The sequence below is a fragment of the Betaproteobacteria bacterium genome, assembly GCA_016194905.1.
Taxonomy (GTDB): Bacteria; Pseudomonadota; Gammaproteobacteria; order Burkholderiales; family JACQAP01; genus JACQAP01.
This window is the reverse complement of record JACQAP010000017.1, coordinates 22,067-34,854: the sequence shown is the minus strand read 5'-3', so window position 1 is coordinate 34,854 and position 12,788 is coordinate 22,067. Positions and strand designations below refer to the sequence as shown.

The following is a 12,788-nucleotide window of genomic DNA, read 5'->3' as shown; positions in this document are numbered from 1 at the left end:
TCGCGTCTTTGCCACCACGCTAATCCGCCTTCCGTCTTTTCCGGAATCAGGCCATCGTTTTTTGCAGCAGTGCCGCCGCGATCCTGTCGAGTTGCGCCCAGAATTCCACCTTGATCAGAACCCAGCGGATCGGCCCGACCGAGAAGTGTTCCGAGAATTGTCTGGCGACGCGCTCGAATTCCTCCCGGCTCTCCAGGTCGTAGTAAAGTTCCAGCAATCGCAGGTGCGGGTAGGCGGAATAGCGTGGATAGCGGGCAATCGCTTGCTCGTACAGGGCGATCGCGCTGCGGATGCGGCGAATGCCGAGCAGATCTTCGGCGTCCACCAGAATTTCCTCGACAGCGGCGTTCGATGAAGGGTCCGCGCTCGGGTTGGTCGTGCGCTCAGTGAAGCCTTTCGACGGGTACAGGCTGCCGATCGGGGAATTCCGGAAATGCCGGCTGCCATTGCTCGCGAACCATGACTTGTAGACGGATGGACGAGGCTTGCCGGCGGGTCTGCCTGTCGCCGGAATTTCGCCACTCGCCGGGGTTTCGGCACCTGCCGGCGGCTCTCCCAGGCTCTTGAAGCGTTCCCGGTTGACGTAGTAGTAGGGATCCCACACGTTGGTATTTCTGGCGGGATAGATGTATTCATGAAGTTGCTTGAGCGAAACCAGCTCCTCGGCAACGTCGGGCGGAAAACCCTGCCGGTCGATGCGGCTGGGCATGATCAGCTCGTCCAGATACCTGATCGTTGCGGGCGATCCCCAGAGTTCGTTTATTTTCTGGAGGATGCGCACGTACTGCTTGGCCAGTTGCTCCGGAAAATCGATTTTCTTGGCCATGCAGTCGCTGGCTATACGGTCGAACGGGGTATTGTTCATTTGGTAAGCCTGTTCAGGAAAATTCGGTGCACACAAATAGTCGGACACGGTCCTGGGTTCGAAGACCCCCGGGGGCGGGGAAAAAGCTCCCCTTCGGAGGACTTCTGCGTCCAGCTTCCTGCTTTCGTCGCTCGCATCAAGCCAAACCAAACCACAACTTCATTTGCCTGACATAACCGATAGCAAGACGCGCTCCACCCTGTGAGAGGGGCGGCGGCAAGTGCTCCAAAGGCGGTTGTAACCGGGCGACTGCATTCACGGCCGGGAAGCCAGGAAGCCGTTTTACGCTGCCGGGAGGCTGGTCAGCGCTTCCTTCGTGCGGCGATTGCCAGTCGAACCGGGGTCTTCGGCTGCCCTCGACGGCGAAGCTACTGACAGTTATCGACAGAATATGCTCCGCTATGAGCGGTCCGCAGCGTCGACATCAGGCTTCCGAACGCTTCAGCCGACCCATCCGCGCAATGGACAGGATGCAGAAGGTCGCACAGGACACGCGAGCGCTAGAAAGTTTGCCGACACCCGTACTGGCGACGATTTGGATCAGTACATCCGTTATCACAGCAAGCTCGATCCGAGATCATCCTCCAGGTCGGCTACTCGACCAGGTCGCCTTACGAGTATTCGCACCATATCAAGATTGCGCGCGACTTCGGCCATGCGGCCCGAGCGCCGCAACGCGATCAAGGTGCTGATGCTGATGGACATCGGCGGTACGATGGATGACCACATCAAGCTAGCCGAGGAGCTGTTCTCCGCCTCGAAGACCGAATTCAAGCACCTCGAGTTCTACTACTTCCACAATTGCCTCTACGACTTCGTGTGGAAAGACAACCACCGCCGCCATTCCGAGCGCACCCGCATGTGGGAGCTGCTGCACAAGTACGGGCACGACTAGTAAGGTGATCTTCGTCGGCGACGCCACTATGAGTCCCTACGAAATCCTGCAGCCGGGCGGCTCGGTCGAGTACTTCAACGAGGAAGCGGGCGCGGTGTGGGTGAAGCGCGTCGCCGAGGTCTACTCCCAATGCGTCTGGCTCAACCACGAGCCCGAGGAAGTCTAGCCCTACCGGCAGTCGACCCAGATCATGAAAGAACTGATGAATAACCGCATGTACCCGACCACCATCGGCGGCCTCGAAAAGGCCATGAAGGCACTCGCCACGTAGGTAGCCCGCTTACCGCGATTCCGCCATGCCCGCGTTCCAGCGCGCAGCGGATCTGCGGGGCGCGGTCACGGCTTGCCGTAGATCTTGCCGATGTAGCTCCTGTCCCCGGCCGACAGCCTGGTGTTGTTGGGCGTGGCGCGGCCGCCGACGATCAGATCGGGTGGAAAGTGGTAGAGCATGATCGATTTGCGGTCGAACTTGGTGGCATTCAGTTGGTCGAGCGAGTATTTCTCGATGATATTGTGGTAGATGTCCTCCTGCGACCAGTTGTTCGGCGGCCCGCTGAACACTTGGTAGACGCGGGCCTCGTTCCACCGGATCCCACCCTTCGGGTTCTGGTGCTCGTGGATGCAGCCGAGCGCGTGGCCGAACTCGTGAACCACTACGCGGCGGTACTCCTCATCGTCGGTGTCGTCCTTCAGCCAGCCGAAGTTCATGGTCGGCTCGTTCGGCTTGAAGTAGTCGGCGTGCAGGCAGTCGGTGCCGATCGCCGACCACGAATCGCGATCGGCGTTGAACGAGACGCGGATTTCCGCGCCGCCCGTGCCGCTGAAGTCGAAGCCGATCTTGGCGTACGTGCTCCAGGACTTGGCGTGGCCGACTACTCGCTGCCGCTGCGTCGGGCTGCCGTCCATGAAGCGCACGCGCAGCACCTTGCCCTTGGGCCAGAGCTTGCCCGTGAACAGCGCCATCTTGGCTGGATGCAGCGACACCCCGCCCAGCAGCGCCGGGATTTTCGGCTTGTTCCTGGCGTTGGCCTCGATTGCCAGCGCCGCGGCGTCGGGTTTCATCTCGTAGGGAATCACGCGATCAATGCAAAGGTGCAATCCGGTGTCGGTGGCCATGGTCGGTCTCCTTGTCGAAGGTCGCTCTAGCGGTTGAGATAGCCCCGGTGCTGGCGCAATCCGGCGGCGGTGCGCCGGAATGAGAATTCCGCCGCGCCGCCGGTCTTGCGATCGAGAACGCGCGCGAGGGTCGCTTTCACGGTGGCCGGATCGTCGTCGAAGTCGCCGTGATGGCTGGAGCCGGAGGCATCGGGCGAACCCACGTCTTCCACATTCGGCGATTTGATCCAGTCGATGCGCTTGGCCCTGATCAAGCTACCGAGCTTCGCGTGCTTGCTGATGAATTTCTCCATGCCGAGTAGCGGCACGCCGTCGCGGAACAGCGGAATGCGCGGCGGATTCTCGAACGCGTTGGACACCAGGTAGAGCAGAGACTTGTGGTAGACGTTGGCGCAGTTGTCGTCCTGCTCCGCCGCGTCGGTCAGCGCGAACAGGGCGAAGCGCCCGATCTTGTTCCCCTGGATCGCCGGCAGGTAGAACTGCTCGAACAGCGCCATGGTGCAGGCCGGCGCCCACAGCGTGCACGACTCGATTTTGCGGCCGAGGTCCTTGGTGAGCCTTTCCACCAACGGTGCATGGAAGATGCTGCCGGCGCTGTGGCCGACGACGTGGATCTCGACGTTCGGCAGCTTGTCGATGCACTCGAGCGCGAGGCGCGCGCCGCCGGTGGCGCTGGTCGTGGCCATCTGGCCGTTCTCTTTCATCTCGTCCCACTCCGCCTTGCCGGTGAGCAGGCGTGCGATCGGCTCGAGCGCATCGTCCAGCCGGTCGAGCATGAAGTCCTTGGCCGAATCGAGGAATCCTTCCGGCCGCCGCCGGCTCAACGCGTCCGCTAGCATGTTCTTGAGCGTGGTCCAGTAGTCGGTCTTCCAGATGAAGGCCAGCGGATAGACCTCGGCTTCCAGCATCGGCTCACGGTAGTCGGCAACGCGCTGGATCGCGGCGTCCTCGTCCACCAGCCCGCCGTGCGCGTAGAGCAGCAGGCGCTTTTTCCTCCAGTTGGCGGTGATGCGCTGGAAATCGCTCTGGATGATTTCCTCGATGTCGTGCGCCGTGGTGCCGAACTGGCCTGAGGAGCGCAGCTGACCGTCGTTGCCGATGCTGATGATGTGCGGCCGCAGGTCCGGCAGCGAGTACGAGCGCGAGCGCATGGCGCCGGCATAAGCCGTCTTCGTGCCGACGCCGGTTTCCACCTTGATCGGTGCGCCGAGCCGCGCCACCCAGACGTCGGTGCCGTTCTTCAGCCAGTCATCATAGGACAGCAGCCCGAAGCCGCCCAGGCCCCAATTGGCGGCCCAGGAGTTCTGGATCCAGAAACCGCGCTCGTCGTAGGCGACGATGGCGAAGGCGTGCCCGCCTAGCACCTCGTCCTTCCACGGGATCACGCCGTCCCCGCCCACCGCGTTCCAGCCCGCGTGCACCGAGGCCGTCGCGTACAGCACACCCACCTCGGCGAGCGCCGCGTGCATCGCCACGATGTCCTGGTGGCGCACACGGTAGTAGGCGCCAAGCGGCCTCCCGGCCGCGTCCCGGGCACGCCGCTCGCTAAGTGCGCCGCCGGGGTTCGTCGGATCGTACGGCCAAAGCTTCTCGCCGCATACGCCGTGCTTGTGCCAGCCTTTCATCGCGCCGCGCGCGCTCGAGCCGTCGTAGTCCTCGCCGCTCCACTCGTCGTAGCGCTTGGCCATCTGGTAGAACATGCGCGGGCTGATCGGCTCCGGGTCGGGCGTGACGTGCCGCATGCGTAACAGGTAGTGCGCGACGGTGGCGAGGCCAAAACCGGTGCAGGCGCCTTCCTGCCCCTGATTCAGGACGGGCACGCGGGCCTTGCGATAATTCGCAAGCGGGATCCGGGTCGGCACCTCAACTAGTGTCGCCTCGTACATCAGATCGCGGAAGTCGAGGGTGTCGGCGCGGACGTTGTACTTGCGGCCCCGGGTCGTGCTGCTCGTGCGGGTTGCCATGGCGGTGTTCCTTGCGGGTTATTTCTTCGCGGTGTCGGCGGCCTTCTGCGCGTTCTGCGTAATGCGGTCCAGCACGTCAGGCACCAGCCGCTCGGCGAAGCCGGCGAGGAACGACCACACAACCAGTTTAGCGAAGTCGATGCCGCTTTTTGGCCCGGTGCAAGTGACAAACGTACTGAAAGTGGTACCGCACTTTGTGATATCGCCGTCAACTGCGATTTCCGGCACCAGCTTGCCCGCGATATCCGACATCCCGGCAATGAACAGCATGTAGAGCAGCGTGGCGAACACCGCGCCGCTCAGCAGCGCCAGCACGATACCGACGAAGCCGGTATCCAGCCCCGACTGCACCAGCACCGGGTCGGAGGTCGACAGCGGCTTCGCGACCACATCTTGCAGGCGGCGCACGATGCTCATCAACGAGCCCGCCATGCCCGTGAACACGATGATCCCGAGGGTCGAGATTTTCTCGAACTGAAATGTCGTTAGCAGCAGAAAGGCGAACGGCACGAACATCAGCAGCGTGAGCCACAGCTTCAGGTCCTTCAGCCGCTCGTCGCGCGCCCGTCCCGAGGTGTACAGCCAGTGGAATTCCTCCAGAATCTTCTCCAAATCGGCGCGCAAATCCGCCGGCGACGCGATTGCCGGGTCCGGCGGCTTGGATGCCTCGTAGGCGGCGTAGACCTCTGCGCCCACGGTGCTTTTGAACTTGGCACGCAGGATCCAGGCGCGGCGCCGCAGCTTCTCGATCGGCTGCAGGCGCACCACCGCGAGCTCCAGCACGTAAATGTCCTTCCAGCCGATGTTCGGGTAGCGCGCGGTGATCGCCTTGGCGTCTTCGGCCGCCTTGACCGCGACTTTGTCCTCAGGATCCGGCGCCGGGGCCGACTCGAAATCGGCGAGGATGCTCTCGTAGTAGCTTTTCGCCTGCTTCAGCAAGTCCGGTACCGCGTCGGCCATGATCTGCGCTCTCTCAGCTCAAATTCGGAAACGTCGGCTCCACGCCCTGCGCCAGGTGAAATCGGGCGGTTCGAAATGCGGGTTGTCGTTGAAGCTCTTCCAGTCCCCGCCCCACGCCAGGCCAAAGCCCTTGGCCGCCGCCGCGAAATCGCGGAACAGCTCCACTTCCCAGTGCAGCGTGGCGCCGACCTTGAACGCGACGTCGAACGCGAGCGCCGGATAATAGTTGTGCAGGCTCTGCCCCGGCTGCGCATTGGTCATCACTTTTCCGGGTGCGGTACAGCCCCTCGCGTAGTCCACCGCTTGGTCTGTGGTCGGTCTGCGCCAGGAACACCTGCGGCGACCGGGGATGCTGCCCGGCGAACGCTCTGCTCGCCAGCTGGCCAATTTGTGCCTCAACACCAACAGTACGTTTTCGTAGATCGCGCCGCATCACCCGTTCAGGTGACAAACTATGCGTATAGGAAGTGGTTCGTTTGCATCCCACCAATAAGCCGTGCACAGTCCACTTGTCGATGCAGTCCAGTTTTTCCGAGCAAGGAATAGGGCCGCGTCTTGATCGTGTTGACGCTCACGCTGTGGTCAGCCGAGCAGTCGGCGACGGTTTTCCCCATCGTCAGGACGCAAGCAATCTGCGCTTTGGTCGCAATCAGCTAAAGTAGGTTGTAGAAGGTCAGTTTTCGATCGGTGGCGAGATCGAGCGGACTCCACATAGCTCGGGGCCCGAGCGGCGCATCGCCGTGACGAATGGGAGGCCGCCAACGCCTGTATCAGACACTCGACTATCTGTCCCCTATCGAGTTCGAGCATCGTGCGGGTGTATCCTAAATCGCTGTCCACCAAATCGGGGCTAGCTCAGCTCGACCTCCCTCTTGCGAAGCAATAACCTTTCATGCAAAGCTCCCGGAAAATGTTGAGTAGCGACTGAAGGTGCGGGACTACCCATCCCGGAGCCGATCTACCCAATGCCACCCGATTCCGGGTGAGCCTGATATAGTGGGCTTAAAATCCAAAGCGCTTGAAGATCTGGCTCAAGCCACCGGGTAAGCGCGTTGCAGGAATCTTGAACGTAAGGCCCAGGGACAATCGATTCCCCTCGAAAACACGGCCGAACTCGCTCAAATTCGCGTTGTCGTGCTGATACGCCACAAACAATCCAACCAGATCCGACATGCCATGGTCCACCCGTACACCATAGCTGTCTGTCGATAGGTGGCCGACATCGGTTTCGAGTGAGTACCGGACGTAACGGTAGTACACGCTGAAGATCGTTCCGGGGAGTTGTGGCCAGCCCTTCGCCAGCCTGGCTTCCCATCCATAGCCCTCATAATCGATTTGTCCCTCGACTTCGTACGCGTACGTCGGCCCCAAGATGATCCACCAGTTCTCCGGACCGTTAATGGGAATCCAGACATCAAGACTTGCCGCCCGCTTGCCGAAGCGGCTCTTCGCGGCGAGGGTCGAGAAACCGAGGCTGCCGCCTACCAAGATGGAGTATGGGCCGCCGAGAGGCTGCGGCAATTGCCAACCACCGTCATCATCGTACTTCACTACCCCTTCGTCGCCAACCAGATCGTAGAATCCGACACCCAGTGACGCGTCGCAGGCACCATCCTTGACGTTGCAGGCTGGAGTCCATTCGGCATCCTCGAAGATGCTTGCGGAGATAGTGGGCGCCTCTGCTCCATCATCGCCCTTGACCTGCGCCAGCACTTCAGAAATCGACGCGGTCTGCACGGCAAGCAGGTACAGCCTCTGGGCCAATGATTTCTTCGAGAACAAATATCCGTCCCCTCGAAATCGCTGTGATTCATGATTGTCGATGGCGCGGCTCAACGTATCGCAGGCGGCATTCAGTTCAGAAGCAGTCTTGAAGACACCATCCACCTCCTTCTTGCCGACCACTCGGTTCAGGAGAGCAGGCCCGATACTCACGTCGTGACAGATCGTGCGAATAACAAGTTTTACGGATTCCGGCGGAGCGAAAAAGAACGGGACCCCTATCCTGTTCGCCTTGTCGTGCGTACCCAGCGCCATCGAATCCACCAGTGCATTGCGATCCGTCACGACGTGCCCGCCCGCATGAAAATCCATCAAGTAGTGATCGGCCGCCGCATTGCGCACAAGACCTTGGAAAATTTCGCCCTGCGACGCGGCGTACAGGGCAGAGACGTGATGCAATCTGAAGCTGGAAATGGCCGCGCCTTGAAAGTGGGAAGCATTGAATCTCGCCGCAATGGCCGCAGCGATCTCGTTGACCAGGCAGATGCGGTCAACGGCCTTCCAGTAATCGAGAACCTCATCTGCTCCCCTATTGCCTTTGGGAAGAAACAACGCAAAGAATCTGGAAGGCGCTTCGACCTGATCGACACAAGACGCTATCATTCCGTACAGGCCCAGTTGCGGCGCCGAAGATTTCGCCAGTGCTGTATCGGGTATCACCACGTTGCGGCAAACGGGCACTTCCGTACGATACATTTCTGCCATCATTGGACAGACGGTTTTCGCATTGTCTCCGGCCAGCCTGTCTTGATTCATGGATATCACGGCAAGGAATATTGCTGCGTCCCCGATTCGCTGGTGTTCATCGGAATCGAAGGCCATGCCCGATGAACAGTATCCACAGAAAACCATCAAGACAAAACACCGGAGATGCCCGTCACGGACAATACGTTCCATCGCTGCCGTGAATAGGAGCGTCATGGCAATCCCTCTTCGATCAAGTCAAATTCGGGTACACGCAATATCCCTAAAACGAATCGAAGGTATAAGAGAACAACAAAAGCACGCCGCGCTGACTTGTCTCCTTGTATCGGATTGTTGTTTCTCCAGCCGGCAGGGGCTGGTTCTTCGTAATTCCGTCACCGAGTACCTGCACCGATGGGTCGATCACCATGCCTAAACCAACATTGAAACTCGAGTTGGTGCTTCCACTCCTTCGAAAACCGACCATCCATCCGAATCCGATTGCATCGATGATATTGTCGCTGCCGGGTTGAATGGCCATGAAAGGTCCGTGACCCCATTTTGTCGCCTCCGGACCACCGAGGAAACTATGCGTTCCCCCAAGCTCCGGATAAAAGAAGTAATGCAGTTCCAGCATGACACGGGCAAGGTCATTTGTGTCTTTCGTTACTCGCACAATTCTGCTTGAATCGAGCTCGGCTGTCTTCACCCTTTCCACCGATCCTGTAGCGTGCGTGACCGAGAATCCAACCCCAAAATTCATGCCCTCGAACGTGCGACTCGTGTCACCAGCCGCGAACACTGGGGTGCAAAGAAGCAGGACTAAATTAAAGACAACTACCCGAAATACTGCACACATGATTGTCGCCTCCAAGTTCAAAGCAATTGATGGGGAATGACGATACCTAGCTAAAAAATGCTCCTTTAACAAACAATAGTCATTCACTCAGATTCACGTTCCGGTCTGACAAGTTAATGTGTCAATATTTTAAGAATCGCTTTCGCATTGCCTTTGCGTGCCTGAATGCGCACGGGTTGAAGCACGGAGTAGTAGGACTTTTTCATCGTGATGTCTGCCTCCAATGGAATGCTGCCTTTAGAGCCAATGGAAATGTTATGGCATACAAATTCCGGAGCTAATCCTGCGCCCGCGGAGCGACTCACATCTATGCCACCAATCCCAAGGCATCCTCTATGTTTTCTGCGCCAAATCGCGGACGCTTCAGTCCGCGTACGATCGAAGTCGGGAAGCTACTGTGAAGCAACTCTTGGCCGAATTTCTCACAGACAGGGTCCACTCATTCAAAACCCTAGTGATTTCACCCTCCGTCCACATCATTCGTTTGGGTGAGAGCGCCATACACAGACGCGCCAACAACGGAGGCGTCCCAAACTAAGGTACGCGCCCACATGCGTCGGGCCAGGTCTCATTCGTGGGAATTCGGGTCAAAGAATTGTGCGCAGCGTCCCACTAATCGGAAACCCCCGATCAAGCCGGGTGTACGGAGCCAGGCCGCCCGGCTACATTGCCGCCAACAGGCGCACAAGGTCCACTTGCCGATGCAGGCCTGTCTTGCCAAGCAGAGCGTTAAGATGGGTTTTTGTCGTGTTGACGCTCACGCCGCGGTCGGCCGAGCATTCAGCGATGGTCTTTCCCATTGCCAGGGCGCAAGCGAGTTGCGCTTCGGCTGGGGTGAGTCCATAGAGCGCCCGGAGGTTGTCGACGGGAGGTCCCCCATCGGCGACGAGATTACGCAGGCACAGTAAGGCGCGCCGGCCTGCAACGGCACCTAGCACTGTGAAACTCGGACATCGAGTCGCCGTGACCGACATGGGAGGCAATCCGCGGCGTGCGAACAGGAATTTCGATATCCCTTCCGCAGGCGAATCCCGATTGGGCTGAAACAGGACACGGAGGAACGCGGCAAATGTCGGACGCACGACAGGATCTGCCGCACGGATGCGCCCATCTCCGTGGACCAGCAGAACTTCCCCGCGCTGCAATACCGATTCCGAACATCGATTGGCAAGTTCGACGCGATGCTCTTCGTCAACGACAATGATTCCGACGGGAACGAGATCAAGCATCGCCAGCAGGAGTTCGACGGAATATCCCGAAACGCGACTCTGGCTCCGCTGGTTCGGTCGATTATTCGAGGCGGTGCGCCGGACCCCGTCGTTGCGATAGGGATCGGCAAGCGTGTTCGACGTACCCGACACGCGCGCTCTCGCACCTGGAGTACTCTGACCATCCGGACGCAAAGACCCAAGCCTTCCGGTGGAACCGGAAGGCTCTTCGCGAAGGTCAAGTCTCACCTGGTATCCCCTCCCCTTGAGCTACCGACACCGGTGACGCGCTGCTTCGATCGTCACCCATAACCACGGAGCCTGCGGCGCCGTCTCGCCCCGCATTGAAAACAACCCGTTCGCAAACTAAGATTTCTTCTTATTCCATGGTCATGGGCGCACGTATAGAACGAATCTTCCGGGAAAGCAAATATGACAAAACGGCAGATTTCGAGCAGAACGCACCGCAACAAGAAAGTTCGTGTTGATGCGAAGACATTGTGTCCAGTTACCTGTCTTATTGCGGGATTGTCTGGAAATTTTCGAACGGTGTTTATGCCCTCGCAGCCACATCCACGCAGGGACTACCTGCAAATACGGCCAAAGAATATTTTTGAATAACGATATTCTCTTATGTACTCAATCCCGTATATTCACTGCTGCGAGCTTCGCACAGCGCCGCTTACAGATGAGTTACGGTTCGAAGTACCAAGTACCGGTGGGGGTATGACTCGAATAGAATCCAGCCGGACGAGTCGTCGATCTGCTGCTGGTGATCTCGTTCTACTGCGGCGTGGTGCGGTCACTGGGAGCGCTGCGGATCGACCTCGAGGAGGACGATCGGAAGGTTTTGCAGGAGTTGCCGCCGGGCGGATGAAGCGGCTCGCGCTTCACGCTCGCTGCAGACCAGACCGAGGCCAACCAACTTCCGTCTGCTCAACTACCGCTTGCACACCACGCGCTGTCCCCCGGCACCGGCATACAAAATCATCTTCCCGGCGACCAGTTCCTCGATCGCAAGCGTACTGACCTGTTTGGGATCGGTGAGCTTCAGATCCTTTCCGGACAATTCGTACTTGAGGTCGGTTATCTGTCCGTCACTCGATGCGATGCTGAGGGCGCCATCCTGCTGAAAATTGTATTTGCTGTTTCGTCCGGAAATGGCATCGCTACAGGACCACTCGCCCAGAAGCGGATTCGCAGGCAAGTCGGCCGGTGGCGGTATGGATGCGGCGGGAGGAGCGACGTTGTTCGGTGCGGCCGATGCAGCGGGCTCGCTGGCAGGCTGGACGGGTAAGGGAGCGGGCTCGACGGGCCGGGATGCGATTTGCTTCGCCGGCAGGTTCTGCGGTGGAGGTGTTGCGCTGTGCTTTGCCCACCATACACCCACGCCGATCAACATTACGCCGGCAGCGATCCACTTCCCCCATTGCTGGAGAAACGAAGATTCCGGCTCATCCTTCGCTGCGGGCGGCGCAGGCGCGTCGCGACCGGACAGGGACCCGTCGTACGCAGCGCGCTGGATGGGATCGGAAAGAACGGCCTTCGACTGTTGCAGGACCACCAACTTGTTGGGGTCCTGAATCGTGGCCACCTTCAGCTCCTCAAGGCGCCTGGAATACGCCGCCTCGATGTCCTGCACGGAAGCCTTGGAATCGACGCCGAGAATCTGATAGAGGGTCTTCTTCATGGCGACCGGGAGAACATCCATAAATCATGCGCCTACCGGCGGACCATCGCAACAGGCTGCAGGGAGAAATGAGAGACTCGAAGCCCCGAACGTGGAAGCGGGCGCCGCCGTTGATCGTCAGGACTTGGGACCCGTCTTGTGCCCGGTTCGATTTGCCCGTCATTGCCTCAGTTCCGGTGCGGATTCGGGTGCAAGGACGAAGCGATGGTTGCTATCTCAGACAAGGAGTTCCACTGGCGAGACACCAAACCCCTGCACAAAGTCTACCTGGATTCGTCGCAGATGTTCGAGCGCCGCAGCACTCTCCACGTATTCCGCGATTGTCTTGCTGCCCATTGAATGACACCGGCTATTGATTTCGACAACCTGGTCCAGGGGGACGCTTACGACGTTGATTTTTACAAAGTCCGGCACTATGACTTTCAGCAGATCAAAGCATCGCTCGCTGCCATCGAACCCGGCGAGCGTAAAACAGCAGCGGTGCGGAATTAAGCCCGTCGTTTGTGACAGACATGCTTCTCGGTGAATCGAACCAGGCCATAGTGCGGTCGATGATAGACATCGGACATACGCTCGACATGCGAGTGGTTGCGGATGGTGTCGACAAAGCTGAAACCCGCGATGCGCTCAGGCTTTTGGGCTGCGACGTCATCCAGGGCGCCGTGGTCTCCCAGCCCCTGTCATTTGCTGAGTTGATTCCGTTGGCCCGTCGAGCCGAGAACCCATAAATCAGCCAGCGCCACCCTGGGCGGTCCTGCTCACGAA

The 12,788-nt window shown here is 59.4% G+C and carries 13 protein-coding genes; 3 read left to right on the top strand and 10 right to left on the bottom strand.

Translation table 11 applies throughout. From position 1 onward, the window contains the following. Window positions 1-46: 46 nt before the first annotated feature. Window positions 47-865: a hypothetical protein gene (locus HY067_10535; protein ID MBI3528393.1), complete on the bottom strand. Its 819-nt coding sequence runs from the start codon at window positions 863-865 to the stop codon at window positions 47-49. 637 nt (window positions 866-1,502) lie between these two features. On the opposite strand from HY067_10535, the gene HY067_10530 reads away from it, so the two are divergent. Then, entirely contained in the window at window positions 1,503-1,760 is a 258-nt protein-coding gene (locus HY067_10530; GenBank protein ID MBI3528392.1) for a hypothetical protein, read from the top strand. Between the two features lie 28 nt (window positions 1,761-1,788). Beyond that, window positions 1,789-1,926, top strand: coding sequence for a hypothetical protein (locus HY067_10525; protein ID MBI3528391.1), 138 nt, complete (start codon window positions 1,789-1,791; stop codon window positions 1,924-1,926). A gap of 170 nt (window positions 1,927-2,096) precedes the next feature. Here HY067_10525 and HY067_10520 read toward each other — a convergent pair whose 3' ends face one another. The 9 genes from HY067_10520 to HY067_10480 form a co-directional block, all read right to left on the bottom strand. Then, a complete protein-coding gene (locus HY067_10520; GenBank protein ID MBI3528390.1) occupies window positions 2,097-2,876 on the bottom strand; it encodes a hypothetical protein in 780 nt (259 codons plus the stop codon). A gap of 26 nt (window positions 2,877-2,902) precedes the next feature. Next, a complete protein-coding gene (locus HY067_10515; GenBank protein ID MBI3528389.1) occupies window positions 2,903-4,840 on the bottom strand; it encodes a C1 family peptidase in 1,938 nt (645 codons plus the stop codon). 18 nt (window positions 4,841-4,858) lie between these two features. Continuing rightward, a complete protein-coding gene (locus tag HY067_10510; GenBank protein MBI3528388.1) occupies window positions 4,859-5,800 on the bottom strand; it encodes a hypothetical protein in 942 nt (313 codons plus the stop codon). An 18-nt stretch (window positions 5,801-5,818) separates the two neighbouring features. Continuing rightward, window positions 5,819-6,061, bottom strand: coding sequence for a M15 family metallopeptidase (locus HY067_10505; protein MBI3528387.1), 243 nt, complete (start codon window positions 6,059-6,061; stop codon window positions 5,819-5,821). A gap of 741 nt (window positions 6,062-6,802) precedes the next feature. Beyond that, complete coding sequence (locus HY067_10500; protein ID MBI3528386.1) at window positions 6,803-8,503, bottom strand: hypothetical protein; 1,701 nt, start codon at window positions 8,501-8,503, stop codon at window positions 6,803-6,805. A 46-nt stretch (window positions 8,504-8,549) separates the two neighbouring features. Next, window positions 8,550-9,125: a hypothetical protein gene (locus HY067_10495; protein MBI3528385.1), complete on the bottom strand. Its 576-nt coding sequence runs from the start codon at window positions 9,123-9,125 to the stop codon at window positions 8,550-8,552. A gap of 662 nt (window positions 9,126-9,787) precedes the next feature. Continuing rightward, window positions 9,788-10,582, bottom strand: a complete 795-nt coding sequence (locus tag HY067_10490) for a helix-turn-helix transcriptional regulator (protein ID MBI3528384.1) — start codon at window positions 10,580-10,582, stop codon at window positions 9,788-9,790. A 691-nt stretch (window positions 10,583-11,273) separates the two neighbouring features. Continuing rightward, window positions 11,274-12,044, bottom strand: a complete 771-nt coding sequence (locus tag HY067_10485) for a hypothetical protein (GenBank protein ID MBI3528383.1) — start codon at window positions 12,042-12,044, stop codon at window positions 11,274-11,276. 195 nt (window positions 12,045-12,239) lie between these two features. Continuing rightward, complete coding sequence (locus tag HY067_10480; GenBank protein ID MBI3528382.1) at window positions 12,240-12,551, bottom strand: EAL domain-containing protein; 312 nt, start codon at window positions 12,549-12,551, stop codon at window positions 12,240-12,242. Between HY067_10480 and HY067_10475 the strand changes: the two genes are divergently transcribed. Beyond that, window positions 12,536-12,751 carry an EAL domain-containing protein gene (locus tag HY067_10475; protein MBI3528381.1) on the top strand — a complete coding sequence of 72 codons (216 nt, stop codon included), beginning with the start codon at window positions 12,536-12,538 and terminating at the stop codon, window positions 12,749-12,751. The two genes, HY067_10480 and HY067_10475, sit on opposite strands and share 16 nt — an antisense overlap. Window positions 12,752-12,788: the final 37 nt, after the last annotated feature.